We start from the raw sequence: 26,359 nt of genomic DNA, 5'->3' as shown, positions 1-26,359 counted from the left end.
GTGACGACCTCAGACCGCGTCCACGCGTTCCGCGACGACGTCCTCGGCGATCTCGACGCGACGGGGGTCGCGGAGCTCGTCGCGGCCAAGCAGATCAAGCCGCGCGAGGCCGCCGAGGCAGCGCTGGCCCGGATCGAGGCCGTGCGCGGTCTCGACGCGGTCGAGCACCTCGACCCCGACCGGGCGCTCGACGCCGCCGACCGCGAGGCGACAGGCGCCTTCGCCGGTGTGCCGACGCTGGTCAAGGACAACACCGACGTCGCCGGCTGGCCCACCGGCAACGGCTCGGAGGCCTACACCCCGCGGCTCGCCCGTACGGACAGCGACTTCGTCCGCATGTGGTCGGCGCAGGGCCTGACCTACCTCGGCAAGTCCCGCCTGCCGGAGTTCGGCTTCAGCGCGTCGACCGAGTTCATGACGCGCCCACCCGTTCGCAACCCCTGGAACCCGGCCTACTCCTCGGGCGCATCCTCCGGCGGCGCCGCAGCCCTCGTGGCCGCGGGCGCGGTGCCGATCGCCCACGCGAACGACGGCGGCGGCTCGATCCGCATCCCCGCCGCCGCCTGCGGACTCGTCGGGCTCAAGCCGACCCGCGGCCGGATCACCCCCGACCACCTCGACGAGACGATGCCGGTCAAGGTCGTCGCGCAGGGCGTCGTGACGCGATCGGTGCGCGACACCGCGCGCTTCTTCGCCGCGGCCGAGCGGACGTACCGCAACCCGAGGCTCCCCGCCGTCCGCATGGTCGAGGGGCCGAGCGCGACCCGCCTGCGCATCGGCGTCCTCTACGACTCGGTGACCGGGGCCAGCGACCGCGACACACGTGCGGCGACGAGCGACGCAGCCGACCTGCTGGCAAGGCTCGGCCACCGGGTCGAGGAGATCCCGCTGCCGATCACCCAGCAGTTCGCCGACGACTTCGCGCTCTACTGGGGGTTTCTGTCGTGGTACCTCACGACCACCGGCAAGCGCGGCCTCGGCGCCGACTTCGACCCGGCACGCACCGACAACCTGACCCAAGGCCTCGCGGCGGCGTTCCGCAAGGGGTTCCGCCGGTTTCCTGCAGCGCTCTACCGCCTGCGCCGCACCGAGCGGTCCTACCGCGCCCTCTTCACCACGTATGACGTCGTCCTGTCACCGGTGCTCGCGCACACGACGCCGAAGCTCGGCTATCTCTCCCCGACCGCTGACTTCGACCGGCTTTTCGCACGTCTGTACGCCTACGTCGGCTTCACGCCGCTCAACAACGTCTCAGGTGGTCCCGCGCTCTCGCTGCCGCTCAGCCGTACGCGCGCGGGGCTCCCCTTGGCGTCACACTTCTCGGCCGACCACGGCGACGAGCGGACGCTCCTCGAGCTCGCGTACGAGCTGGAGCAGGCGGCGCCGTTCGCGCGGATCCAGGACGCGTGAGGCCCGAGCGGCGCTAGGGCCCGACGGCCCTTAGCGTGGAGGCGTGACGTCCCGCCTCCTCGTCCCCCTCGCTCGTCTCGCCGCCTTCGCGCTGCTCCTCGCGCTCCTCGCCGCCGCCCCGGCGTCCGCAGCCGCCCCCACCCTCACCGCGTCCTCCCCGGCCACGGGCTACACCGGCGCGAGCGTCACCGTCTCCGGTGCGGCGACGCCGCCCGGGGGTGAGCTCGTGCTCGAGCGCCGCGTCGCTGACGGACCCTGGCGCCCGGTGAGCACGGGCCGCCCCGCGGACGACGGGTCGTACGCGCTGCGCCTCGTCGTCGCCGCCGGCGCCCAGACCCTGCGCGTTTCGTACCGCAGCGCCGGCGGGACGGTCGCGCGCGAGCTGCGCGTCACCGGCGTCGCCGCGCCCGTCCGCGTGTCGCTGAGCGGCTCCCACCGGCTGCGCGACGGCCACCGCCTCGTGCTCACGGCCCGGTGGACCACGACGGACGGCCGCCCTGTCAGCGGCGTCGCGCAGCTGTACGGCCGCCGCGCGGGCAGCTCCACATGGACCCGGCGTGCGTCGGTGCGGGTCACGAACGGCACCGGAACCGTCCGGGTCCGCCCGCGGGTCGACACCACGTACCAGCTCCGGACCCCCGCGACCACGCTCGTACGCCCGGCCGGCTCGTCCGGGCACGTCGTCGACAACCTTCCGCCGGGTCGCGTGATCCGCACGCCGGCGGGCGCTCCCGCGCCGCGCCGCACGCTCCCGCCGCAGCGACGCGCGATCGCCGCCGGACCGCACGTCCGCGTCAAGAAGATCTCCGCGCGGGTCTGGCGCTCGATGAAGGGCCGCAGCTGGCACCGCGGCTGCCCCGTCGGCCGGAGCTCGCTGCGGCTGATCGAGACGAGCTACTACGCGTACGACGGCTACCGGCGCCGCGGCGAGCTCGTCGTCCACCGCAGCGTCGCCAAGGCGACCAAGCGCGTCCTGATCGACCTGTACGAGGCCAAGGCGCCGATCCGGTCGATGTACCGGGTCGACCCCTTCGGCTGGTCCAAGCGCCTGCGCGGCGCAGACGACATGAAGTCGATGGCCGCCGGCAACACCTCGGCGTTCAACTGCCGCGGGATCGTCGGGCGTCCGGGGACGCGCAGCCCGCACAGCACGGGACGCAGCATCGACCTCAACACCTGGGAGAACCCGTACCGGTCGGGCTGGGGTCTGGTGCCCAACAGCGCGTGGGACGCGCGGCGCACCCCGACGGCGATCGTCTACCGCAGCCGCCAGCACGCCGTGGTGCGGATCCTGGCGCGCCACGGATTCCGGTGGATGGGCAGCGCGGACTGGCAGCACTTCCAGTACGTCGGTCGGGGCGCCCGACACCTGCCGCCGCCGACGACCTTCCTCGACTGAGGCCGGGCTAGCCTTCAGTGCCCGCGCTCGCGGCGCATCCGGCGCTGCGCTCGCGTCGAGCGGCGGAGCTGGCGGTTCTGCTCGGCCGCCAGCCGTGCATCGGCCCGGCGCTCCAGCCACTGCGCCTCGCGCTGCAGCGCCCGCCAGCTCTCGTACCGGCGCAGGCTCAGCACGCCGGCGTCGAGCGCGGCCCGCACCGCACACCCCGGCTCGACCTGGTGACCGCAGTCGGCGAAGCGGCAGGACGCCGTCAGCTCCTCGACGTCGGCGAACGCGCCGACCAGCCCGTCCGAGTCGGTGACGCCGACCCCGCGCAGGCCCGGCGTGTCGATCACCGCTCCCCCACCGGGGAGCGCGACGAGCTCGCGGCGCACGGTCGTGTGCCGTCCACGCCCGTCGGCACGGATCGCCGAGGTCGCGACCCGCGACTCCCCCACCAGCGCGTTGACCAGGCTGGACTTGCCGGCCCCCGAGGAGCCGACGAGCGCGAGCGTGCCCCCGCCCGCGAGCGCGGCCACCTCCTCGACGCCGTCACCGCTCTCGGCGCTGCACACGACCACCCCGACACCGAGGGTCGTGGCGATCTCCTCGGCGACATCGGCGGCGTCGGATGCCAGGTCCGCCTTGGTCAGGACCACGGTCGCCGGCGCGCCGCTGGACCAGGCGACCACGAGGAGCCGCTCGACCTTCTCCAGCGACGGCATCTGGTCGAGACCGACGACGACCGCCACGGCGTCGATGTTCGCGGCGAGCACCTGCCGGCGCGACGAGCCGCCTGGCTCCGCACGCTCGAGGACGCTCCGGCGCGGCTCGACCGCCACCACGCGCAGATCCGTACCGACCGCTTCGATCAGCACCCAGTCCCCGACGCACGGCGCGGCGCCGTCGTCCGCTCCGGCGAGCGTCCGCACAGCGACCTCCTCGCCGCCGGGTGTCCACACGCGAACCACTCCCCGGTCGCCTCGTACGACGCGACCGCGCCAGGGCTCCGGGCCACCGCTCGTCCCGTTCTCCGCGTCTGCGTCCACTCCGTGACGGTACGAACGAAGCAGGGTGGCGGGCGAACGATTTTGTCGCGCCCGCATGACCTGCGTCACTGAGCAGCCGCTTACGCTGGCCGCATGGACCCGCTGCAACGTGCCCCTCAGAACCAGGCCGCGCCGTTGACCGGCTACCACACCGTCCGCTCGGATGCGGCCCTCGTCGGCGCCGTCCGCGCGTTCGCCGGAGACGATGCCGAGACGGTGCTGACGTCGCTCGACCCGGTCGGCGCGCTCGCTGGGTCCGCCGAGGCCCGTGAGCACGGGATGCTCGCCAACCGCAACGAGCCGGTCCACCACCCCGTCGACCGGTACGGCAACCGCGTGGACGAGATCGTGTTCCACCCCTCCTGGCACTGGATGATGCAGCGCGGCGTGGAGTTCGGGCTGCACGCGACCCCGTGGGTCAGCGAGGAGCCGAAGCCGCACCTGCGACGCGCGGCCGCGTACGTCGCGTGGACGCACAACGAGCCCGGCCACGGCTGCCCGCTCACGATGACGTACGCCGCCGTCCCCGCGCTGCGGGCCGACGACGCGCAGGCCAAGCAGTGGACGCCCCTGCTGGCCGCGACCGAGTACGACTTCGGGCTGCGCAACCCCGCCGAGAAGCGCGGCATCCTCGCCGGGATGGGCATGACGGAGAAGCAGGGCGGCTCCGACGTCCGGACGAACGTCACCACCGCGACACCCACCGACGCCGAGGGCGAGTACGTCCTGCACGGGCACAAGTGGTTCACCAGCGCGCCGATGAACGACCTGTTCCTCGTCCTCGCGCAGACCGCCGGCGGGGTCACGTGCTTCGTGGTCCCCCGGGTGCTGCCCGACGGCACCCGCAACCCGCTCCAGGTGGTGCGCCTCAAGGACAAGCTCGGCAACCGCTCCAACGCCTCGTCGGAGCTGGAGTTCGACGGCACGTGGGCCGTACGGCTCGGCGACGAGGGGCGCGGCATCAGGACGATCATCGAGATGGTGGCGTCGACGCGTCTCGACTGTGTGCTCGGGTCGTCGGCGCTGATGCGTCGCTCCGTCGCCGAAGCGACGTGGCACGCGTCGCAGCGCTCGGCGTTCGGCGGCCTGCTGTCTGAGAAGCCCGCCATGCAGAACGTCCTCGCCGACCTGGCTGTGGAGTCCGAAGCGGCGACGCTGCTCGCCCTGCGGCTGGCCTCGAGCGTCGAGCACCCCGACGATGAGCACGAGAAGGCGCTGCGCCGCATCGCCCTGCCGATCGCGAAGTTCTGGGTCTGCAAGCGCACGCCCTTCCACGTCGCGGAGGCGCTGGAGGTGCTCGGCGGCAACGGGTACGTGGAGGAGTCGGGCATGCCGCTGCTCTTCCGCGAGTCGCCGCTCAACTCGATCTGGGAGGGCAGCGGCAACGTCAACGCGCTCGACGTCCTGCGGGCGCTGCAGCGCGAGCCCGAGGCGCTCGACGCCTGGCTCACCGAGGTCGGGAGCGTGCGCGGTGAGGATGCTCGGCTCGACGCCGCCGTCCACGACGTCCTCACCGGGCTGTCCGACCTGTCCGAGATGGAGTTCCGGGCACGCCGGCTCGCGGGGCAGATGGCCGTGGCGCTCCAGGCTTCGCTGCTGATCCGCTACAGCGACCCCGCCGTGACCGACGCGTTCCTCGCGAGCCGCGTCGCCGGCGACTGGGCGGGGACGTTCGGCACACTCCCCCGCGGTGTCGACGCGGCGGGCATCGCGCGGCGCGCGACACCCACGGTCTGAGCGTCGGTGTCGACTCCCCCGCTCAGAGACGGGCGAGGGTGTCCTCCATCTGGAGGACAGTCTTGTCGGCCAGTCGCTCGAGCGGCAGACGCAAGATCGCGGCGGGCAGCTTGCCGATCACCCCGTGGAAGGTGAAGTCGGCGCTGTAGCGGATCTCGGTGCCGGCGCCGGTCGTCGCGAACATCAGGTGGTCCTTCGTCGTGACCGTGTCGTTGTGGCCGGTGACCTCGAAGACCGCGTCCGGCACGAGCTGTGTGGTCTCGTACGTCAGCTCGACGCGCTTGCCGAGGAACTTCGAGACGTTGCGGTAGCGGGTCCCCAGCCCTCCGTCGCCCGACAGGCGTGTGGTCTCGACCGTGCCCGGGTCCCACTGCTCGGTCGTGGTGAAGTCGCTGAGGTAGGAGAAGACCTCGGCGAGCGGCTTGGCGACGGTGAGCGTACGAGACACGGCGACCATGCTCCACGCTAACCCTTTCGCTCACGGGCGCCGTTAACGCGACGTCGACTGTGGCGCCGCTCACACGGGCCCCCTGAAACCCCTGGAACATCAGGAAGCACGAAACCCGCATCTCGCAATGTGAACGCCTATCTCGAATACTGGGATCAGCCATTGCCGGATCATGGATCCTCAGCACAGACTTACGACCATGCTCACAGCGCAGACCACTCACCTGGCGGCCCGTCGCCACGTGGATTTCGGTCGCATGCGCAGCATGATGTGTCGCTGCGCCTGATCCTGGCCCCGGCCCCGGCCCTCTGAGTGCCGGCCCGACCGTCATCCCCTTCTCGAGCATCCTCGACAGGACGTCTCATGACTGCGACCACCGACGCCCCCGTGCGCGCTGCCCGCCCTCGCCGCACGAAAGGCGAAGGCCAGTGGGCCCTCGGCTACCGCGAGCCCCTCAACGCCAACGAGCAGTCCAAGAAGGACGACAACCCGCTCAACGTGCGTGCGCGCATCGAGAACATCTACGCGCGCGGTGGCTTCGACTCGATCGACAAGGCCGACCTGCGCGGGCGCTTCCGCTGGTGGGGCCTCTACACCCAGCGCAAGCCCGGGATCGACGGCGGCAAGACGGCCACGCTGGAGCCGGAGGAGCTCGAGGACTCCTTTTTCATGCTCCGCGTCCGCATCGACGGAGGCCAGCTCGACCTCGCCCAGCTCCGAACGATCGCCGGCATCTCGACGGAGTTCGGCCGCGACACCGCCGACCTGACCGACCGTCAGAATGTCCAATACCACTGGATCCGCGTCGAGGACATGCCCGAGATCTGGAGCCGGCTCGAGGGCGTCGGGCTCTCGACGCAGGAGGCGTGCGGCGACTGCCCCCGCGTCATCCTCGGCTCCCCCGTCGCCGGCATCTCCGCCGACGAGATCATCGACGGCACCTGGGCGGTCGAGGAGATCCAGCGCCGCTACATCGGTGACCCCTCGCTCTCCAACCTCCCCCGCAAGTTCAAGACGGCGATCAGCGGCCACCCGAGCCACGACGTCGTCCCCCAGATCAACGACGTCGCCTTCACCGGAGTCGTCCACCCCGACTACGGGCCAGGCTTCGACCTGCTCGTCGGTGGTGGGCTGTCCACCAACCCGATGCTCGCGCAGCGGCTCGGCGCCTGGGTCCCTCTCGAGGAGATCCCCGAGGTCTGGCACGGCATCGCGTCAGTCTTCCGCGACTACGGCTACCGCCGCCAGCGCTCCCGCGCCCGCATCAAGTTCCTCATCGCCGACTGGGGTCCGGAGAAGTTCCGCGACGTCCTCGAGAACGAATACCTCAAGCGCAAGCTCGTAGACGGACCCGAGGCCCCCGCCCCCCGTACCCCCGGCGACCACGTCGGCGTCTATCCGCAGCTCGACGGCGGCTACTACGTCGGCGTGGCTCCCAAGGTCGGACGCCTCACCGGCACGATCCTGAGCCAGCTCGCGGACGTCGTCGAGGCCCACGGCAGCAACCGGGTCCGTACGACCGCCCAGCAGAAGCTGCTCGTCCTCGACGTCGCGCCCGACAAGGTCGACTCGCTCGTCGCGGCGCTCGACGAGATCGGGCTCGAGGCCAACCCGTCGCCGTGGCGCCGCAACACGATGGCCTGCACCGGCATCGAGTTCTGCAAGCTCGCCATCGTCGACACCAAGAACCGTGCCGACCTCCTCATCGAGGAGATGCAGCACCGCATCCCCGAGCTCGACGAGCCGATCACGATCAACGTCAACGGCTGCCCCAACTCCTGCGCCCGCATCCAGACCGCCGACATCGGCCTCAAGGGGCAGCTGGTGATGGAGGACGGCAAGCAGGTCGAGGGCTTCCAGGTCCACCTGGGCGGCGCACTCGGCCTGACGCCGGGGTTCGGCCGCAAGCTGCGGGCCCACAAGGTCACCGCGACCGGGCTGCCCGACTACGTCGAAGGTCTCGTCCGCAGCTACCTCGACGAGCGCACCGACGGCGAGTCGTTCGCCGAGTGGGTCGCCCGTGCCGAGGAGGACGCGCTGCGATGAGCGGACGAGCGGCTCCCTACCACTGCCCGTACTGCGGCGACGAGGATCTGCGTCCTCACGGTACGCAGCACGGGGCGTGGGAGTGCCGCGCCTGCCTCCGCGCCTTCTCCCTCTCGTTCATCGGACTGATCAGCCCTGGGGGTGACAACGCATGACCACGACAGCAGTTCGCGGGGACCTCCCCGCCCGCTCCGCCGAGGAGCTCGAGGAGCTCGCCCGCATCGCCGGGCCCGACCTCGAGCTCGCCCCGGCTGAGCTCATCGTCGCGTGGGCCGTGGAGCAGTTCGGTGAGCGCTTCTGTGTGACTTCGTCGATGGGCGACGCCGTCCTTGCCGACATCGCCGGCAAGGTGGCGCCCGGGATCGACGTCGTCTTCCTCGACACCGGCTATCACTTCGCCGAGACGATCGGCACGCGCGACGCGGTCGAGGCGACGATGCCGGTCAACCTCGTCACCGTGGCGCCGCAGCAGTCGGTCGCCGACCAGGACGCCCAGTACGGCAAGGACCTCTTCCGCACCGACCCCGACCGTTGCTGCGCGCTGCGCAAGGTCAAGCCGCTCCAGGACGCCCTCGCGGGGTACGACGCGTGGGCGACTGGGCTACGCCGCGACGAGACCCACAGCAGGGTCATCGCTCCGGTCGTCGGCTGGGACTCCCGCAAGGCCAAGGTCAAGGTGTCCCCGCTCGCGCGGTGGAGCGCCGACGACGTCGACCGCTACATCGCCGAGAACGGCGTCCTGGTCAACCCTCTGCAGTACGACGGATACCCGTCCATCGGCTGCTGGCCCTGCACCCAGCGCGTCGCCCCGGGCGAGGACGCCCGCAGCGGACGCTGGGCAGGCACCGGCAAGAACGAGTGCGGCATCCACCTCTGACGCCGTACGCCCCATCCCCGCAGGTCGCCCGCGACCACGCACGACACCCTCCTGGAAGGAGGAATGCACCATGACCGCCCCTGCACTGGTCACGCTCGCTCACGGGAGCCGTGATCCTCGCTCGGCCGCCACCATCGCATCACTGACGGAACTGGTCCGGTGCATGCGTCCAGACCTGCGGATCGAGGAGGCCTATCTTGAGCTGTCCGAGCCCGGTCCGCTGACCGTGATCGACCGGCTCGTCGCGGAGGGGCACGACGAGGTCGTCATCGTCCCCCTGCTCCTCACGCACGCCCACCACGCCTCGGTGGACGTCCCCGCGGTCATCGAGGCCGTGCGCCGCCGCCACCCGCACGTACGGGTGCTCGCGACCGACGTCCTCGGCATCCACAAGAGCTTCCTGCGCGTGCTCGACGTCCGCCTGCGTGCCGCGCTCCGCGAGGCGCGGGCGACCGAACTGGACGGGCTCGTCCTCGCGGCCGCCGGCACCTCCGACCAGCTCGCGAACGCCCACGTCGCTCGCGTCGCCCGCGCCTGGGGGGCCCACCACAAGCTGCCCGTGCTCGCGGCGTTCGCCTCGTCGGCTCCTCCGGCTGCGGGCGAGGCGGTCCGCGCGCTGCGCCACGACGGCAAGCGTCACATCGCGGTCGGCTCGCTGTTCCTCGCACCGGGCTTCCTGCCCGACCGTGCCACCGAGCTCGCTCTGGAGGCAGGTGCCGTCGCCGTCTCCGACCCGCTCGGCGCTGCCCCGGAGCTTGCCCACGTGGTGCTGGCGCGCTATGCGGTGGGCGCCGTCGACCTGGTGCCGATCCCGGCCTGAGTCCCGACCGTGGCCGTCGCGTCGAGACGCTCGCGCTCGGCCTCCACGTCGAAGTCGGCTGTCGGCCACTCAAGGTCGAGCGCCCCGAGGTGCTCGGCCAACAGCTGCGCGACCGCCCAGTTGCGGTACCACTTGCGGCCGCTGGGCACGACGAACCATGGCGCGTACGAGGTCGAGCAGCGCTCGAGCGCAACCTCGTACGCCTCGCGGTAGCGGGGCCACAGCATGCGTTCGTCGACGTCGGCCGGGTGGTACTTCCAGTGCTTGGTCGGGTCGTCGAGCCGTGCGCGCAACCGCTCGAGCTGGTCGTCCGGGGTGATGTGGAGGAAGCACTTGACGACGACGCACCCGTCGTCGACGAGCCCCTTCTCGAAGGCGGTGATCGCGTCGTACCGGCGCTCGATCTCCGCAGGATCGGCAAGGGCGCGCACCCTGCCGATCAGCACGTCCTCGTAGTGCGACCGGTCGAAGATCGCGATCCGCCCGGGCGACGGGAGCGCGCGCTCGACGCGCCAGAGGAAGTCGTGCTCGAGCTCCTCCGGCGTCGGCGCCTTGAACGACGTCACCTGCACGCCCTGCGGGTCGAGCATGCCCGCGGCGTGGCGGATCGTCCCACCCTTGCCGGAGGTGTCCATGCCCTGGAGCACCAGGAGGACCCGACGGTCGCCGACGCCGGCCGCGCCCGCGGCGTACAGGCGCTCCTGACGGTCGGCGAGCACCGCGGCGAGCGCGGCCATCGCATCAGGCTGGTCCTTCTTGGAGCCGGCGAAGCCTGGGGTCGCCCGCGAGTCGTACGAGGTCAGGTCCACGGGTCCGTCGAGAACGCGGAGCTGCTCGCTGAGCGTGGTCGTCGCCATGCGAGGCAGTATGCACCGCCGCGGGCGCGGGCGGCAGACTGTCGGCATGGATGCGTCGCGCCCCGCCCCTGCCCTTTCTTCGGCCGTGGTGCACGGCGCGACCGGATATGTCGGACGTCACCTGGTCCGCGGACTGCTGGCCGAGGGGGCGACCGTGCTCGCCGTCGGCCGGTCGGCCGCACGCCTGGACGCGCTTCGGGAGTCGGCCGGAGACGACGGGACGCGCCTCGTCCCGGTGGTCGCCGACGTCTCGGCCGACGACGGCGCGCGGCACGTTGCCCAGCAGATCGCGGACCACGGCGTCGTACAGGCGGGGTTCGCGGCGATCGGCGGCTGGTGGGAAGGGTCCCGGCTCGTCGACCTCGACACGCAGACCTGGTCGTCCCTGCTGACCAGCCACCTCACGGCGCACTTCCTCGCCGCGCGGGCGACCGTCCCTCACCTGGACCCTGTCGGGTCGGCCTACGTGACCCTCAACGGCATCGCCACGCTGCAGCCCGAGGCCGGCTCGGGTCCGGTCAGCGTCACCGGTGCCGGCCAGTCGATGCTGCTCGACGTGCTGCGCGCCGAGGACGACCGGCCGGCCGTCCGTTTCCACGAGCTGTGCGTCGTCAACCCTGTCGTGGACGACGGTGACGCTGCCGACGCGCCCGAGGCGGTCGTCGAGATCTCCGACGTGGTCTCTGCTGCTCTGACGCTCGCGCGCAGCGGAGAGGCCCGGACACGCCGGCACGAGCTCGGGCGACTCTGAACCAACCCCGGGGCACGCGGCGGCGCTTCGGCGTTAGGCTGGAGACCCCCTGGCGAAAGGCATCGACGATGAACGATCCCGGTCCGGACGCACCGAAGCCCTACGACGTGGCGGTGCTCTTCGAGCAGGAGCTCTCCCGCCTGGATGCTCAGCAGCTCACGGCGCTGCACGAGGGGCTCGACGACCCCGTCGTCTACCACCTGCTGCTGCCCGTTGAGGACGCCGCGGCCACGATGGCGACGTCGCTCGGGGTGCTGGGCGGAGCCGACCTGGCCATGCCTGACGCACGCTCGCTCGGCGACATCGACCGTGCCGTCACCGAGGAGGGCGAGGCTGCGCTGCAGCGCTCGATCGACCTCGTGACGGCCGCCGGCAAGAAGACGACGACCGTACGCGGCGCACTCACACGTGACGACCCGGTCAGCGCACTCACCGACCTCGTCACGCAGGTCGGCGCCGCAGAGGCGATCATCCTGACCACGTCGCACGTCTTCTCGGAGTTCTTCCACGTCGATTGGGCGTCGAGGGCTGAGCGCAAGCTCAAGGTGCCCACGCTGCACCTCGTCGAGCACGAGTCGTTCGACGCGCAGTCCTCCGGCGCCGGCGAGGGCGCCTCCCTCCTCTGAGGCTCGCGGGTCAGCCTGCGTCGGGGACGAGGCGCAGGCTGACACCGTTGATGCAGTAGCGCTGGTCGCTCGGTGTCGGGAAGCCCTCGCCCTCGAAGACGTGCCCGAGGTGCGACCCGCAGTGGGCGCACCGCACCTCGACACGGCGCATGCCCATCGAGGTGTCCTCGATCAGCTCGACCTTGTCTCCTGCCAGCGGAGACCAGAACGCCGGCCAGCCGCAGTGCGCGTCGAACTTCGTGTCGCTGCGGAACAGCTCGGTGCCGCAGGCCCGGCACTCGTACACGCCGGGGGTCTCGTCGGTCTCGTACGCGCTGCTGAAGGGCCGCTCCGTGCCGGCCTCCCGCAGCACGTGGAACTCCTGGGGCGTGAGCACGGCACGCCACTCGTCATCCGTCTTCTCGACCTCGTACGCCATACCCCCATCGTACGGAGGAACGCACACACGCCGAGCGACTCGCGAGCGGGAGGGGAAGCCGGGTCAGGGCAGCGTGTCGACGATCTCGGCGACCGTGCGGAGACGCCCCGTGTAGAACGGGATCTCCTCGCGCACGTGCAGGCGCGCCTTGCTCGCGCGCAGGTCGCGCATGAGGTCGACGATCCGGTAGAGCTCGTCGGCCTCGAACGCCAGCAGCCACTCGTAGTCGCCGAGCGCGAACGACGCGACCGTGTTGGCACGCACGTCCTCGTACCCGGCTGCCAACATGCCGTGCTCGCGCAGCATGTCGCGGCGCTCGGCGTCGGGCAGGACGTACCAGTCGTACGAGCGGACGAAGGGATAGACGCACAGGTAGGCCTTGCCGCCGGCCTCGGACAGGAACGCCGGGGTGTGCGAGCGGTTGAACTCGGCCGGGCGGTGCAGACCGGTCTGCGACCAGACGGGGGCGAGGCGCTCGCCGAGCGCGGTGCGACGGAACGCGTGGTAGGCGTCCTGCAGCGCATCGACGGACGACGCATGCCACCAGATCATGAGATCGGCATCGGCACGCAGGCCACCGACGTCGTACAGGCCGCGGATGACCACGTCGCGCGACTCGAGGTCGGCGAGCAGTGCCTCGACCTCCGCGGTGACCTTCGTACGGTCGGCGACGTCGCCGAAGGGCGTCTCCAGCCGGAAGACCGACCACATCGTGTAGCGGATCGTCGCGTTCAGGGCCTCATGATCGAGATCGGTCGTCATACCCTCATTGTGCCCCGCGCCCCGACGGGCCCTCCAGGTGGTCGCAGACCCGGTCGGCCGCCGCGCGCGCGGACGCGATCACCGCTGGGATCCCGACTCCCTCGTACGCGGCGCCGCAGACCTCCAACCCCGGCGTCGCGGCGATCTCGGTCGCGATCTGGGCGACACGAGTGAGATGGCCCACCGTGTACTGAGGCAGCCCGCCGCCCCACCGTTGCACGTGCGCGTCGGCGAGCGGGCCACGCAGACCGACGGCGTCGCCGAGATCACCGACCGCCAGCGCGACGAGGTCGGCGTCGTCGCGCTGGAGCACGTGCTCCTCCCCCGCCCGGCCCAGCGAGGCCCGGAGGACGACGACGTCGCCGGCCCGCTTGGCCAGCCAGCCCCACTTCCACGACGAGAAGGTCGCGGCCTTGATCGCGCGCCCCTCGACCGGCGGGACGAGGAAGCCCGACGTCGTTGCCTCCGCCGCGATCTGCTCGCGCGGCACCGCCAGCGTCACGATGGCCATCGACGCGTACTCGATCTCACGCATCAGCCTGGCTGCGACAGGAGTGGTCGGCGCGACAAGACGTGCCGTCGGCGCCGCGGGGGTCGCCAGCACGAGCGCGTCGGCCTCGAGGATCCAGGGTCGGTTGGCGGGGCCGACGACCAGCCGCCAGCGGCCATGGCCCAGCGGGCTAGCCTCACGGACGGTCTCGCCGGTCCGTACGTTCACGCGCGGATGGCGGACGGCGGCGACCGGCAGCTGCCACAGCCCGCCGTCCAGGCCCGCGAAGACCGGCGGGAGGTCTGCGGGAGCGGACGCCTTCTGCTCCGACGCAGCGCGCGCGAGCCGCGATCCGCGCTCGTGCAAGGCCCAGATCGCGGGAGCGGCAGCGCGTACGGACAGCTCCGACGCGTGCCCGGCATAGACACCGCCGAGCAGCGGCTCCACGAGCACGTCGACGACCTCGCGACCGAGGCGATGACCCACGTACGCGGCCACGGACACGTCCTGGGCCGGCGTCGGGAGCGGCAGGTCGGTACGGGCGCGCAGCAGCGCCGGCGCCGACAGGACGCGGCTGCGCGCCAGCGCCGTCATGTCGCTGGGGACGCCCATCACCGACGGCGGGAGCGGACGCAGGGCGCCGCGCGTCCACAACGAGGCGCTCACAGGCTCGGGGTGGACCAGCGACTCCGCGAGGCCTGCTTCACGCGCGAGCCCGACTGCCTCCGGGCGCCGGTTGAGCATCGACTCGGCGCCGACGTCGACCGAGATGCCGGCGACCTCGGCGGAGGCGAGCTTGCCACCGACCCGCTCGGACGCCTCCAAGATGCTGACCTGAGCGTCGGGAAGCCGGTCGACCACGGCACGCGCAGCCGTGATCCCGGCGATGCCGCCCCCGACGACGACGACGTGGACCGGACCTCTCATCGCGCCTACCTCAGCGGACCTCGTACGCGTGGACATGGTCGACCAACCGCTTCAACGCGTCCGGGTCGGTCGCGGGGAGGACCCCGTGCCCGAGGTTGAACACGTGGCCGCGCGCCTTTCGCCCGGCGTCGAGCACGGCCGTCGCCTTGGCGCGCATCACGTCCTCGGGCGCGAAGAGGACGGTGGGGTCGAGGTTGCCCTGGAGGGAGCGAGTCTTCCCGACCCGCTCCACCGCATCGTCGAGCGAGACCCGCCAGTCGACACCGACCACGTCAGCGCCCGCGTCGCCCATCTCCCCAAGCAGCTCGCCCGTGCCGACGCCGAAGTGGATCCGCGGCACGTCGAGGTCGGAGACCGCGTCGAGCACCCGCTTGGAGTACGGCTTGACGTACGTCACGTAGTCCTCGCGCGACAGCGATCCGGCCCACGAGTCGAACAGCTGGACGGCCTTCGCACCCGCCTTCACCTGCACGCGCAGGAACGTCGCGGCGATCGTGGCGAGGCGGCCGAGGAGGGCGTCCCAGGTGTCGCGGTCGCGGTACATCAGCTCCTTGGTGAGCCGGTGGTCACGCGACGGTCCGCCCTCGATGAGATACGAGGCCAGCGTGAACGGGGCGCCTGCGAAGCCGATGAGCGGCGTCGTCCCGAGCTCGGAGACGAGACCGCGTACGGATTCGGTCACGTACGGCACGTCCTCGGGCGTGAGGTCACGCAGCTGCTTCTCGACGTCCTTGACCGTACGGATCGGCTTGGCCACGACCGGGCCGGTGCCGGCCACGATGTCGAGGTCGACGCCGATCGCCTTGAGCGGCACGACGATGTCGGAGTAGAAGATCGCCGCGTCGACGCCGTAGCGCCGCACCGGCTGCATCGTGATCTCGACGACCATCTCGGGGCGCGTGCACGACTCGAGCATCGGCACACCCTCGCGGAGTTTGCGGTACTCCGGCAGCGAGCGACCCGCCTGGCGCATGAACCACACGGGGACGTGGTCGACCTTCTCTCCCCGGCACGCCGCGAGGAACGTGCTGGTCACAGGGGTCGCGACGTTCTTTGCACCGTCCTTCGTCGCACCGTCCTTCGTCGTGTCCGGGGTCGTGGGGACGTCCTTCTTCTGCGCTGCGCTCACGACTTGATCCTCGCAGGTCGCACGGCGCGTCGCCGCCTCAGGTCGGCGGGATCGCGCATAGGCTGGGGACATGGCAGCGCGTACCGAGCTCGACGGTCAGCCGTCGGAGTTCGTTGATGCTGTCGCCCAACTGCGCGACGCCGCACTTCGCCCAGAGGTGCTCTGCGAGCCGCTTCCCGCCCCCCGCAGGATCGCGCCGTACGCGTTCGCACAGAGCGGCGACGTTCACGCTTCCGGTGACGAGATCGGCACCGGGCGGCTCGTCCTGCTCCACGACCCGGCGGGCAACGACGCGTGGCAGGGCACCTTCCGCCTCGTGACCTTCGCCCGCGCGGACGTGGATGCCGAGATGGCGAGCGACCCGGTGCTTCCGGAGGTCGGCTGGAGCTGGCTCGTCGAGGCGCTGGCGGCCAAGTCCGCCTCGTACGTGGCGCCGAGCGGCAGCGTGACGACCGTCCGGTCCGAAGGCTTCGGAGGGATGGAGGAGGACGGCTCCACCGCACAGCTCGAGATCCGCGCCTCGTGGACCCCGCTGTTCGGGCGCGGAGCCGGGCTCGCCGCCCACGCCGAGGCCTGGAGCGAGCTGCTGTGCACCGTTGCCGGGCTGCCGCCGCTCGCGCCGGGGGTGCTCACGCTGCCCCGGCGTGGCCGTGAAGGGCGGCCCCGCCGGTGACTGATGCCGAGTCCGCACCCGCGGAGGAGGTGGTCCTGCCACCCCTCGAGCTGCGCGATCCGCTCCCTGGCGTGATCGACGACACCGAGAGCCTGGACCGCACCCTGGAGGCGCTGCGCCGCGGCACCGGTCCGGTCGCCATCGACGCCGAGCGCGCTTCGGGCTACCGCTACTCCCAGCGGGCATACCTCATCCAGCTGCGCCGGGAGGGTGCCGGCACCGCGCTGGTCGACCCGACCGCGTTCGCCGACCTGAGCGCCCTCGACGAGGCGATCGCCCCGGCTGAGTGGATCCTCCACGCCGCGACCCAGGACCTGCCCTCCCTCGCCGAGGTCGGGCTCCGTCCCCGGTCGCTGTTCGACACCGAGCTCGCCGGCCGACTCCTCAACCTCTCCCGCGTCGGGCTCGCCTCGCTGGTCCAAGAGGTCTTCGGCATGAGCCTGGCTAAGGAGCACTCGGCGGCGGACTGGTCCCGACGCCCCCTGCCCGAGCCGTGGCTGCTGTACGCGGCGCTCGACGTCGAGCCGCTGGTCGGGCTCCGCGACGCCCTCGAGTCCCGCCTCGAGCAGGCCGGCAAGCTCGCGTGGGCGCACGAGGAGTTCGAGGCGCTGCTCGCCTTCACCGGACCTGCCGTACGCACCGAGCCGTGGCGACGCACGTCAGGGATCCACAAGGTACGAGGTGGGCGACGGCTCGCCGTCGTGCGCGCGCTCTGGGAGGCACGCGATGCGATCGCCCGTGAGCGCGACGTGACGCCGGGCAGGATCCTCAACGACGCCGCGATCATCGCCATCGCCCGGTCGCTCCCGCAGAGCCGTCAAGAGCTCCGCGACCTCGAGGCCATGCGCAGCCGTGGCGCGCGACGCTACCTCGACACGTGGGAGGCCGCCGTGGCGCAGGCCCGCGACCTCGCGGAGCGCGACCTCCCGACGGCGGCGGGCAACGACGTCGACGGACCGCCGCCGCCGAGGTCGTGGCCCGAACGCAAGCCCGACGCCGCGGCACGGCTCGCCGCGTACCGGACCGTGCTCACCGAGATCGCCGAACGCCACGACCTGCCTTCCGAGAACCTCCTCACCCCCGACCTCGTCCGCCGTATGGCCTGGGACGACATGGGGGGCGCCGATCCCGAGGCCATCGCCGCGTTCCTGAGGGAGCGTGGCGCCCGACCGTGGCAGGTCGCCCTGACGGCCCCGGCGCTGGCCGAGGCACGCCGCACGCTCGCGACCTGAGTTCAACGGCACGTCGTCAGTCCGCGCCACTACGCTGGCCCGATGGCTGAATTCAAGAAGCCGTTGGTCTCCGGATCGGAGCTCTTCGACGCCCGCGCGGGCGACGAGGACCCTGCAGCACGCGCTGAGGCCGGTGCCCGCATGGCCCACCTCCTCGTCCGCGGCGCGCGCTCAGCCGGTGACCACGAGACGACCGAGCGTGTGCTCGCCCTCGCCGACGAGCACGGGCTCGACCTCCTTGCCGAGCTGTGGTCAGGGGCACCCGCCGACTCGCTCGCGGGCGCGCTGTGGCGGCTCTACGTCCTCCGGACCTGGGTACGCCGCGACCCGGTCCGGGCTGCGCGCGAGTTCGACGCCGGCAAGGCCCACTCCCCCGTCGACGAGGTCGTCGCAGGAGTCGTCGACCCACCCGGCCCACAAGAGGTCGTCGCGCTCGTCGACGCCGTCGTCCGCGGCGTCGTGACCAGCGATCTGGCCGACACGTTCGACCGCGCGGCGGCGTTCGCCAGGCTCGTCGGCATCGGTCGCGCGTCGCTCGACACCACCGACCACGACGACGCACTCAGCGCCTCTCGGCTGGTCGACACGGCCGGCGCGCTCCAGCTCGCCGCTGCACATGAACGACGTGGAGACCTGAGTTAGGCTGGTGCTCGCGTCGGGCTGCGGTAGCCCCGGGTCCCAAAATTAGCCGCTACGAGCGGCCACGCGCCGTGAGGCGCTTCCCAGCCCGGCGCACAACTTCCTCCCGCGCTTGGCCTGCGCGATCGTGCGTGGTGGGCGATGCTCTCGTCATGGACGCAGACACCGCTGCAGGCGACATCGTCACCGACGTCGTCATTCTCGGCACCGGACCAGGCGGTGAGGCGGCGGCCGGAGCGCTCGCCCGCGCCGGGCTCCAGGTCGTCGCCGTCGAGGCCGCTCTCGTCGGCGGCGAGTGCCCGTACTACGGCTGCATCCCCTCCAAGACCCTCCTCCGCTCCGCCGATCTCCTTGCCGACGCCCGCCGCGCCGACGAGGCCGCAGGCGAGGTGAGCGTGGTGCCCGAGTTCGCCCTCGCGTACGCCCGCGTCCGCGAGATCACGGCCGACTGGGACGACTCCGCGGCGGTCAAGCGCCTCCAGGATCAGGGCGTGAGGCTCGTCCGCGGCAGGGGCACGGTCGTCGGTTCCCGGCGTGTCCGCGTGGACGACCGGACCTTCACCGCCCGACGCGGGATCCTCCTGGACGTCGGCACGCGGCCGACGGTGCCGGAGATCGACGGACTCGCGGACACCCCGTACTGGACCAACCGCGACCTCCTGCGCAGCCCCGACCAACCCACCTCGCTGCTCGTCCTCGGCGGGGGCGCGGTCGGGCTCGAGCTGGCTCAGGCGTACGCCCGGTACGGCACGACGGTCACCATCCTCGAGGGCGCCGACCGCGTCCTCGCTCACGAGGAGCCGGAGGCGAGTGCGCTCGTCGCGGCCGCACTCGCCGAGGACGGTGTGACCTTCCGTATGGGCAGCCGCGTCACGTCCGTACGCCATGACGCGGAGCGCTTCGCCGTCACGCTCGACGACGGCGCGACGCTCGACGGGCAGCGGCTCCTCGTCTCGACCGGCCGCACGCCCAACAGCGACCGGCTTGGCCTGGACGTCGTGGGGGTCCCGACGCAGCACGGCTACCTCTCCACCGACGAGCATCAGCGAGTCCTCGCCGACAGCAGGCCGGTCGACGGGCTGTGGGCGATCGGCGACGTCACCGGGCGGGGCGGGTTCACGCACGTGTCGATGTACCAGTCCGCGATCGCCGTCGCAGCCATCACCGGGCAGTCCGGGCCAGGTGCCTCGTACCGCGCGCTGCCCCGCGTCACATTCACCGACCCCGAGGTCGGCGCTGTCGGGCTCACCGAGGCGCAGGCGCGACGGCGGGGGCTCGCCGTGCGGACGGGGAGCGCGGACCTCGCCGCGTCGTCGCGAGGCGCGACGTACGGTCCGGGCAACCGCGGCCTGATCAAGCTGGTCGCCGATGCCGAACGACGGGTCCTCGTCGGGGCCACCTCGGTCGGGCCCGCGGGCGGTGAGATCCTCGGCGCGCTGTCGGTCGCCGTCCACGCACAGGTGCCCCTGTCCGAGCTGGTCCGTACGATCTGGGCCTATCCGACGTTCCACCGAGCGATCGGCACGGCGCTGGCCGACCTCTCCTGACCCGCGTTGACCTGCGCGGCCGCCTCGCGCGAAGCAGGCCGGGAGCCACGTCCGTCACGCTAGACTGCACGCATGCTGAGGAACGTCCCGCGTCTGCCTGCCGTCATGGTGGCGGCAGCGCTTTCGGGACTTCTCCTCATGCTGGGCGGCACAGCCTCGGCGTCCAGCCCCCGCAGCCACGCGACCTCGTCCACCGACGTACGCCCCACGGAGCCCCGGCTGACGATCTGGAAGGCCGCGATCCACAAGATCGACGTCGCGACCCGCGCCCACCACGAGAAGTCCGGGCTCGGACCCGAGCTGGCGGCGCTCCCTGCGTCGGCCGACCTCCCCGGTGGGGGCACCCTCGAGGAGCCCAGCGGGTCGCCGTCTACGGGCGCACCTTCCGTGGCGCCAGGCGGGGTCCTCGGTCGCGCTCCCCCGCGCTGACGGCTCCTCCTCGATCCGTCCTCGCGCACCTCGGTGCGATCGTCTTCTCCAGAATCCCGGAGCACTCTCGTGTCACGACCCGATTCCCGCGCGCCACTGTGGCGTGCGGTCGCGGCGCTCGCCGTCCTCGTCATCTCGGCGGTCATCGCCCTCAACTTCTCTCCGCGCCTCGGCCTCGACCTGCGAGGCGGCACCCAGATCGTCCTCGAGACCCAGGACAGCGAGCGCACCAAGGCAGACTCCGAGTCCACCGACCGCGCGCTCGAGGTCCTGCGCGGCCGCGTCGACGCCCTCGGTGTCTCCGAGCCGACACTCGCCCGCTCCGGCGAGCGCCGCATCATCGTCGAGCTGCCCGGCGTCCAGGACCCCCGCAAGGCGGCCGACGTCATCGGCCAGACCGCGCAGCTGACCTTCCACAACGTCATCGGTCCCGCGCCCGAGGGCACGAAGTCGACCGAGGGCCAGACCGTCGTCAACGACGAGGACGGCAACCCGATCATCGTCGGCCCGCAGGAGCTCGACGGCAACGGCGTGACGAGCGCGAAGTCCGAGCAGGAGCAGCAGTCCCTGCAGTGGGTCGTCAACGTCAAGTTCAACAAGGAAGGCACCCCGGGCTGGCAGAAGCTCGTCCAGGACGCGTGCGCCAACACCGCCGGCGGCCAGCGGATCGCCATCATGCTCGACAACGAGGTCATCTCCTCGCCGCAGGTCCAGCCGTCGCTGTGCGCCGGTGCCGGCTCCACCACCAGCATCACCGGTGACTTCACCTCCCAGACCGCCAAGGACCTCGCCATCCTCATCGAGGGCGGCGCGCTCCCCGTGCCGGTCGAGGTCATCGAGCAGCGCACCGTCGGCGCCACCCTCGGCGACGCCGCCATCGAGGCGTCGTTCGAGGCCGCGATCATCGGTGTCATCCTCACCGCGATCTTCATCGTCTTCGTCTACCGCCTCATGGGCTTCATGGCGAGCATCGCGCTCGGCTCGTACGCCCTCATGTCGTACGCGATGCTCCTCTGGCTCGGCGCGACGTTGACACTGCCCGGCCTGGCGGGCTTCGTGCTCGCGATCGGTCTGGCGATCGATGCCAACGTGCTGGTGTTCGAACGTGCGAGAGAGGAGTACGCGCGCCGGCGCGGCGACGGCCTCAGCCGCGCCCTCGACACCGGCTACAACAAGGCCTGGTCGGCGATCCTCGACTCCAACGTCACGACGCTCATCGCGGCAGGCCTGCTGTTCTTCCTGGCCAGCGGACCCGTGAAGGGCTTCGGCGTCACGCTGTCCATCGGAACCATCGCGTCGATGGTCTCCGCCCTGGTCATCGCCCGTGTCCTCACCGACTGGGCGGTGCGCCGCTCCTTCGCCAAGAACCGGCCCGCGATCACGGGCCTCGCCGGGACGGGGCGCCTTCGTGAGTGGCTCGTCACCAAGGGTCCGTTCCTCATGCGCAAGGCCGGGACGTGGATCGTGGTCACGGTCGTCGGGCTGGTCCTGGCCGTCACCGGCATCGTCACGCAGGGTCTCAACCTCGGCGTCGAGTTCACCGGCGGTCGCATCCTCGACTTCCAGGTGACCAAGGCGATCTCGGCCGACGAAGCCCGTGAGGTCGTCTCTGACGCCGGGTTCCCCGGTGCGGTCGTCCAGGAGTCGAGCGGCGAGTCCGGCGACCAGGACAACATCACCGTCCGTACGGACCAGATCACCGACGACGAGGCCGCCACCATCGAGGAGGCGCTCGACGAGGCCGCGGGCCCGGTCACGAAGGACCGTGACGAGCTGATCGGCCCGAGCCTCGGCGAGGAGCTGCGCAACCAGGCGATCATCGCCTTCATCATCGCGCTCGCGGCGCAGATGGTGTATCTCGCGGTGCGGTTCCGGTGGACGTTCGCCACGGCCGCCGTCCTGTCGCTCGCGTCGGTGGTCACCGCGGTCGTCGGCATCTTCGCGTGGGTCGGTGAGCCGGTCGACGGGGTGTTCCTCGCGGCGATCCTGTCGATCATCGGTCTGGCGGTCAACGACACGATCGTCGTCTTCGACCGGATCCGAGAGAACCTCCGCGAACACCGCGAAGGCTCCAGCCTGCGCAAGACGTTCAACGACGCGATCATGCAGACCATCCCGCGTACGGTGAACACCGGCCTCGGCGCGATGTTCATCCTCGCGGCGCTCGCCATTCTCGGCGGCGCGTCTCTGCAGCCGTTCGCGATCGCGCTGCTGCTCGGTCTGACGCTCGGCACCCTGGCGACGATCTTCGTCGCCTCGCCGATCGCTCTCCTGCTGGAGGAGCGTTTCCGTCCGAAGTCGAAGGAGGACCGGGTCGCGGCGGCCGACCCGTACGCGACCGTCCCTACGGCCGGGCGCGAGTCGGGCACGCTCTAGGCGCGGAGCTGACAGAGGACCCGACGTCGGCGCCAGCGATGGCGCCTACGTCGGGTCCTCTTGTCCGCGGACGTCTGCCCGTACGGTCAGAAGGTGCCGGTGCGTTCGCGGGACACCGTGAAGCCGCGCTCCGACTCGAGATGGACGCAGGTGACTCCGGTCTGCGCGCTGGTGCATCCGACATCGCCGACGATCGTCGAACGACCGTAGCCGAGCTCGGGCGACTTGCCGGCCAGCGTGGCGACGCGGCACGTGAACTCCGCCCCCTCGGCGGTGACGAGGAGCGTGCCGCCCCAACCCTTGCCGCACCCGTCGGGACGCGGCGGTGGCTCGTAGGAGAAGTCCTTAATGTCACAACGGGCGCTGCGCTCGTCGAGACGGCACACGATGTTGCCGGTCGGGCTGCGGAACGCGCGCATCTCGTCACCGACCTTGGGCAGCTTGGTCGACACGCCCTTGATCGGGAGCTCGGCGCTTCGGGACTGGCCAGGCGGCTCGGGCGACGACGTCGTCGCGGTGCCGGTCAGCTGAGCCGCCGACGAGCACCCGGTCAGGGTGAGCGCGGCGAGGGTGAGGGCGACTTGTGTCGCTCGGTGCACGGGGAAATCTCCTCCGGTCGAGGTCGGTGGGCACGCGTGCTCGACGGCCACTCTAGGTGACCGCGAGATCGTCAGGACATGAGGTGTCGCGTGAGCCCGTCGGCACCGTCGCGCATCATCACAGCGTGGTTCAGGCGGAACACGGGTGACAGGACGATGCCTGCGGCGTTCATCCAGGGCTCGGTGGTGACGACCTCTTGGGAGTAGCGCAAGAGGGTCTCCCCGCCGTCGGTGTGCAGCCTCCAGCTCGCCCACCCGTCGAGGTCGCCGGCGATCTCCGCGAGGAGGTGACCGGCGCGCGCGTCGACTCGCGTGCGGTGCAGCGTGAGGTGCAGCGTGTACGGGAGGAGCGAGCGCACGGCGACTCGGGCGGTGTCGTCGTCGATGCCGACGACGTGCCGCACCTGCGGCCACCACAGCGCGTAGTGCTCCAGGTCGGCGACCGCGTCGAACGTCGCCCCCTGCGGCGCGGGGATTCGCCAGGTGCTGGCGAACGAGTAGTGGCGGGGCGTCACCGAGCGACGAGCCGCTCGGTGCGCGCGCCGCCCACGGACTCGAACCGGCGAGGCTGGCACGTGAGGATCACCACCTGCGCGGTACGGCCGACATCGTTGAGCACGACCGCGAGACGCTCCAGCCGCGCAGGATCGGAGAAGCCGAGCGTGTCGTCGAGGATGACGGGCGCGCCCTCGTCGACGTCCACGAGCTGGGCGCAGGCGAGCCGGCCGAGGAGCGCCAGCTGCTCCTTGGCGCCGCCCGACAACGACGTGAACGGGACCGTACGGCCACCCAGCGTGCGGGTCTCGATCGCGAGGTCGGTGCTGACCTCGACCTCGAAGTCGGCGCCGAACACGACCTTGCCGAGCCGATCGATGCGGTGCTTGAAGGGAGCAACGTAGTGGCGCTGGGCGTCGTCGCGCCGGCGCACGAGCGTCTCCTTGAGCAGGGCGACTGCCTGGGCGGCACGATCGAGCCGCTGCCACGTGGCGCGCGCAACCTCGAGGGCGGCCTCCACGTCGACGCGCCGGTCGTGGATGCCCTCGGTCGCGCGGTCGTCGAGGAGTGTCTGCAGCTCGACGCGGCGCTTGTCGGTCCGGGTGAGGTCGCGGTCGACGCTCTCGACGAGCTCACGGGCGTTGGTGAGCTCCATGTCGAGGGTCTCGGGCGAGGCCCCCTCGAACGCGGCACGCGCCGAGGTCGCGGTGACAGCGGCGGCGTCGCGTGACTCCGCGGCCGCGACGACACCATGCTCGAGCGAACCGTCGCTGCTCCCGGAGCGGGCCGCCGCAAGGCGGGCGGCTGCCCGCTCGTGCTCGTGCTCGGCGCTCTCCCGCTCCTGGCGAGCACGCACCGACGCCTCGGCGGCCGCTGCCAGGGCCTCGCGGGCGTGGTCGTGGTCGGCCCTGGACGACGTCGCCTCCCGGTCGGCGTCATCTGCGGCGCGTCGGGCAGCGTCGTGGGCGACTTCGAGCGCGTCGCGGTCGAGCGGAGCGTGCCCGTCCTCACGACTCGTCGAGGCCTCCGCGGCGTCCTCGTCGGTGGCGTGCCGGTTGCGGCTGTCGAGCGTGGCGAGCCGCGTCTCAAGATCGTCGAGCGCGGCTCCGTCGAGTGCCTCGCGCAGCGAGGCGTCGGCGGCAGCGAGTCTCGCTGCCACGTCACGGCGACGCTCGTGGGCCGACCGTGCCGCGGCGAGCGAGTCGACGTCGGCCTCGCGCAGCGCGGCCTCGAACGCCTCACGCGCCTGCGTGACGCGCCGGTCGAGATCGGCTGGTGGTGTGCCCGGTCGTACGAGGACCTCGACGACTCCCTCGACGGCGACCAGAACCTCGTCGAGGACGGCGCCCTCGTAAGGCTCCGCTCCGATCGCGCTGCCGTCGACGAGGACGGGCTGCCCTCCCAGGGGGCGGACGACGAGCGCGGCAGCGGCCGCCTCTCGCGCACCCTCGGCGACCTGCAGGTCGGTCGCCAGGTCGGTCAGGCGCGCGAGGGAGGCGTCGTCGACACGAAGCGGATCGTGCTCAGCACGCGCCTGCGCCCGGTCGCGCGTGGCCTCCTGGGCACGGCGGACCCGCTGGGCGAGCGCGTCCCGCTCGACCCTGTCGCGGTGGCGTGCAAGGGCGGCCGCGGCGTCGTCTGCCGCGCGGCGCGCCTCGTGAGCTCGGGTCGTGGCGGCGGTGGCTTGGAGTCGTGACTCCTCCTCGCGCCCACGGGACTCCCGGTGGGCGGACGTCACCTCGCCGAGGCGCGCGCCCAGCGTCTGCGCCGCGTCAGACCGGTCGGCCTCCTCCGTCACGAGAACCCGCCGCTCGTCACGCGCCCGCATGGCGTGCCCGTGGGCGCGCTCCGCGACCTCGACAGCCTCCTCGGCACGACGCAGCCCGTCGCGCAGCGCATCGACCGCGCGGACCGCCTCCTCGGCGCGGTGGAGCCGCGCGTCGGCATCGATCGACAGGGTCGAGAGCCGTGCGTGCTCCTGCTCGTTGGCGGTGTGGTCCTCGACGTAACGGTCCATCTCGGCGCTGCGGGACTGCAGCGCGACAAGCTGGGCCTCGCGGTCGAGGATCTCGGCGGCAGACTGGGCGTAGTCGCCGCGTGGCTTGCCCGTCGCCGTGAAGAACTTCTCGTACTCGGTCATGACGGCGCTCATCAGCGCGTCGTGATCACCTGTCGCTCCGGCCGAGTCGTCCAGGGCGCGGTGCAGCGACGAGATGCGGGCCAGTGCGGGCTGGTCGAGCGAGGCGCCCTGCAGAACCTCGAGTGCCTCCCACAGGTCGACGTCGACTGTCTCCTCGAGGAGGGCGCTGAAGCGCTGGTGAGCCTCGTCGCCGCTGCGCTGCTCCCGCAGAGGGGCACGCACCTCGAGCTCGGTCATCGGGGACTTGAGCCAGCGCTTGCGGTAGACGAGGTCGTACGGACCGGTCCGCAGCTCGACCTCGGCCTCGGGCCCGACGTCGCGGCCCGCGGGCTTCACGTCGCGCACCGACTGGCTGCGCGAGCTCGACTTGGCCGTGCGCAGCAACCGGATCGCCTCGGCGATCGACGACTTGCCGACCTCGTTGGGACCGACGACGACCGTCACGCCGTCACCGAAACGAACGGTCGACTCCTCGACGCCCCGGAAGTTGCGGAGCGTCACCCG

At 71.8% G+C, this 26,359-nt stretch carries 25 protein-coding genes; 15 read left to right on the top strand and 10 right to left on the bottom strand.

Features of this window, described 5'->3' with window-relative positions; all coding sequences use genetic code 11:
* On the top strand, positions 1-1,410 hold the full coding sequence (locus tag H4N58_RS08565; protein ID WP_167008756.1) for an amidase: 1,410 nt from the start codon (positions 1-3) through the stop codon (positions 1,408-1,410).
* 43 nt (positions 1,411-1,453) lie between these two features.
* The gene (locus H4N58_RS08560) at positions 1,454-2,809 is read left to right on the top strand and encodes a M15 family metallopeptidase (protein WP_167251837.1); all 1,356 of its coding nucleotides are present in this window, start codon (positions 1,454-1,456) and stop codon (positions 2,807-2,809) included.
* A 14-nt stretch (positions 2,810-2,823) separates the two neighbouring features.
* Here the strand turns inward: H4N58_RS08560 and rsgA are convergent, their stop codons facing one another.
* Complete coding sequence (rsgA, locus tag H4N58_RS08555; protein WP_243843129.1) at positions 2,824-3,837, bottom strand: ribosome small subunit-dependent GTPase A; 1,014 nt, start codon at positions 3,835-3,837, stop codon at positions 2,824-2,826.
* Between the two features lie 93 nt (positions 3,838-3,930).
* On the opposite strand from rsgA, the gene H4N58_RS08550 reads away from it, so the two are divergent.
* The gene (locus H4N58_RS08550; protein ID WP_167008752.1) at positions 3,931-5,574 is read left to right on the top strand and encodes an acyl-CoA dehydrogenase family protein; all 1,644 of its coding nucleotides are present in this window, start codon (positions 3,931-3,933) and stop codon (positions 5,572-5,574) included.
* A gap of 22 nt (positions 5,575-5,596) precedes the next feature.
* Here the strand turns inward: H4N58_RS08550 and H4N58_RS08545 are convergent, their stop codons facing one another.
* Positions 5,597-6,031, bottom strand: coding sequence for an SRPBCC family protein (locus H4N58_RS08545; RefSeq protein ID WP_167251838.1), 435 nt, complete (start codon positions 6,029-6,031; stop codon positions 5,597-5,599).
* Positions 6,032-6,385: 354 nt separating this feature from the next.
* Here H4N58_RS08545 and H4N58_RS08540 point away from each other — a divergent pair, with 354 nt between their 5' ends.
* The 4 genes from H4N58_RS08540 to H4N58_RS08525 all read left to right on the top strand — a co-directional run bounded on the left by H4N58_RS08540 (position 6,386) and on the right by H4N58_RS08525 (position 9,765).
* Positions 6,386-8,068: a nitrite/sulfite reductase gene (locus H4N58_RS08540; protein WP_167251839.1), complete on the top strand. Its 1,683-nt coding sequence runs from the start codon at positions 6,386-6,388 to the stop codon at positions 8,066-8,068.
* Positions 8,065-8,223 (top strand): hypothetical protein, encoded by a 159-nt coding sequence (locus tag H4N58_RS08535; RefSeq protein WP_182397160.1) that lies wholly within the window; start codon positions 8,065-8,067, stop codon positions 8,221-8,223. The genes H4N58_RS08540 and H4N58_RS08535 overlap by 4 nt, the downstream gene beginning before the upstream one ends.
* Complete coding sequence (locus H4N58_RS08530; RefSeq protein ID WP_167008743.1) at positions 8,220-8,945, top strand: phosphoadenylyl-sulfate reductase; 726 nt, start codon at positions 8,220-8,222, stop codon at positions 8,943-8,945. The genes H4N58_RS08535 and H4N58_RS08530 overlap by 4 nt, the downstream gene beginning before the upstream one ends.
* Positions 8,946-9,015: 70 nt before the next feature.
* Entirely contained in the window at positions 9,016-9,765 is a 750-nt protein-coding gene (locus H4N58_RS08525) for a sirohydrochlorin chelatase (RefSeq protein ID WP_167251840.1), read from the top strand.
* On the opposite strand, the gene H4N58_RS08520 is transcribed toward H4N58_RS08525, so the two are convergent.
* Positions 9,723-10,622, bottom strand: coding sequence for a PPK2 family polyphosphate kinase (locus H4N58_RS08520; protein WP_208322955.1), 900 nt, complete (start codon positions 10,620-10,622; stop codon positions 9,723-9,725). The genes H4N58_RS08525 and H4N58_RS08520 overlap by 43 nt on opposite strands.
* Positions 10,623-10,668: 46 nt before the next feature.
* Between H4N58_RS08520 and H4N58_RS08515 the strand changes: the two genes are divergently transcribed.
* Positions 10,669-11,373 carry an SDR family oxidoreductase gene (locus H4N58_RS08515; protein WP_167008734.1) on the top strand — a complete coding sequence of 235 codons (705 nt, stop codon included), beginning with the start codon at positions 10,669-10,671 and terminating at the stop codon, positions 11,371-11,373.
* Between the two features lie 68 nt (positions 11,374-11,441).
* The gene (locus tag H4N58_RS08510) at positions 11,442-11,999 is read left to right on the top strand and encodes a hypothetical protein (RefSeq protein WP_167008731.1); all 558 of its coding nucleotides are present in this window, start codon (positions 11,442-11,444) and stop codon (positions 11,997-11,999) included.
* Positions 12,000-12,009: 10 nt separating this feature from the next.
* Here the strand turns inward: H4N58_RS08510 and msrB are convergent, their stop codons facing one another.
* The 4 genes from msrB to hemE all read right to left on the bottom strand — a co-directional run bounded on the left by msrB (position 12,010) and on the right by hemE (position 15,632).
* Positions 12,010-12,417, bottom strand: a complete 408-nt coding sequence (msrB, locus tag H4N58_RS08505; RefSeq protein ID WP_167008728.1) for a peptide-methionine (R)-S-oxide reductase MsrB — start codon at positions 12,415-12,417, stop codon at positions 12,010-12,012.
* A 63-nt stretch (positions 12,418-12,480) separates the two neighbouring features.
* Positions 12,481-13,179 (bottom strand): hydrogen peroxide-dependent heme synthase, encoded by a 699-nt coding sequence (gene hemQ / locus H4N58_RS08500; protein ID WP_167008725.1) that lies wholly within the window; start codon positions 13,177-13,179, stop codon positions 12,481-12,483.
* Between the two features lie 4 nt (positions 13,180-13,183).
* Complete coding sequence (gene hemG / locus H4N58_RS08495) at positions 13,184-14,596, bottom strand: protoporphyrinogen oxidase (protein WP_167008722.1); 1,413 nt, start codon at positions 14,594-14,596, stop codon at positions 13,184-13,186.
* Positions 14,597-14,606: 10 nt separating this feature from the next.
* A complete protein-coding gene (gene hemE, locus H4N58_RS08490; RefSeq protein WP_243843153.1) occupies positions 14,607-15,632 on the bottom strand; it encodes a uroporphyrinogen decarboxylase in 1,026 nt (341 codons plus the stop codon).
* Positions 15,633-15,795: 163 nt separating this feature from the next.
* Between hemE and H4N58_RS08485 the strand changes: the two genes are divergently transcribed.
* The 6 genes from H4N58_RS08485 (at position 15,796) to secD (ending at position 22,621) form a co-directional block, all read left to right on the top strand.
* The gene (locus H4N58_RS08485) at positions 15,796-16,398 is read left to right on the top strand and encodes a DUF3000 domain-containing protein (protein ID WP_167008716.1); all 603 of its coding nucleotides are present in this window, start codon (positions 15,796-15,798) and stop codon (positions 16,396-16,398) included.
* Positions 16,395-17,630 carry a ribonuclease D gene (locus H4N58_RS08480; protein ID WP_167008713.1) on the top strand — a complete coding sequence of 412 codons (1,236 nt, stop codon included), beginning with the start codon at positions 16,395-16,397 and terminating at the stop codon, positions 17,628-17,630. Before H4N58_RS08485 ends, H4N58_RS08480 begins: the two co-directional genes overlap by 4 nt.
* 42 nt (positions 17,631-17,672) lie before the next feature.
* Positions 17,673-18,272, top strand: a complete 600-nt coding sequence (locus H4N58_RS08475; RefSeq protein WP_167008710.1) for a hypothetical protein — start codon at positions 17,673-17,675, stop codon at positions 18,270-18,272.
* A 149-nt stretch (positions 18,273-18,421) separates the two neighbouring features.
* Complete coding sequence (locus H4N58_RS08470; protein WP_167251843.1) at positions 18,422-19,816, top strand: NAD(P)/FAD-dependent oxidoreductase; 1,395 nt, start codon at positions 18,422-18,424, stop codon at positions 19,814-19,816.
* A gap of 72 nt (positions 19,817-19,888) precedes the next feature.
* Complete coding sequence (locus tag H4N58_RS08465) at positions 19,889-20,245, top strand: hypothetical protein (protein ID WP_167251844.1); 357 nt, start codon at positions 19,889-19,891, stop codon at positions 20,243-20,245.
* Positions 20,246-20,314: 69 nt separating this feature from the next.
* Entirely contained in the window at positions 20,315-22,621 is a 2,307-nt protein-coding gene (gene secD / locus H4N58_RS08460) for a protein translocase subunit SecD (RefSeq protein ID WP_167251845.1), read from the top strand.
* Positions 22,622-22,707: 86 nt separating this feature from the next.
* Here secD and H4N58_RS08455 read toward each other — a convergent pair whose 3' ends face one another.
* From H4N58_RS08455 to H4N58_RS08445, 3 genes are all read right to left on the bottom strand, one after another.
* Complete coding sequence (locus H4N58_RS08455) at positions 22,708-23,220, bottom strand: hypothetical protein (RefSeq protein ID WP_167008698.1); 513 nt, start codon at positions 23,218-23,220, stop codon at positions 22,708-22,710.
* A gap of 71 nt (positions 23,221-23,291) precedes the next feature.
* Entirely contained in the window at positions 23,292-23,735 is a 444-nt protein-coding gene (locus tag H4N58_RS08450) for an SRPBCC family protein (RefSeq protein ID WP_167008695.1), read from the bottom strand.
* Positions 23,732-26,356 (bottom strand): ATP-binding protein, encoded by a 2,625-nt coding sequence (locus tag H4N58_RS08445; protein ID WP_167008692.1) that lies wholly within the window; start codon positions 26,354-26,356, stop codon positions 23,732-23,734. The genes H4N58_RS08450 and H4N58_RS08445 overlap by 4 nt, the downstream gene beginning before the upstream one ends.
* Positions 26,357-26,359 lie beyond the last annotated feature (3 nt).

Origin of the sequence: Mumia sp. ZJ1417 (assembly GCF_014127285.1) — a bacterium.
In the GTDB taxonomy this organism is placed as follows: Bacteria; Actinomycetota; Actinomycetes; order Propionibacteriales; family Nocardioidaceae; genus Mumia.
This window is presented reverse-complemented; position numbering and strand designations above follow the sequence as displayed.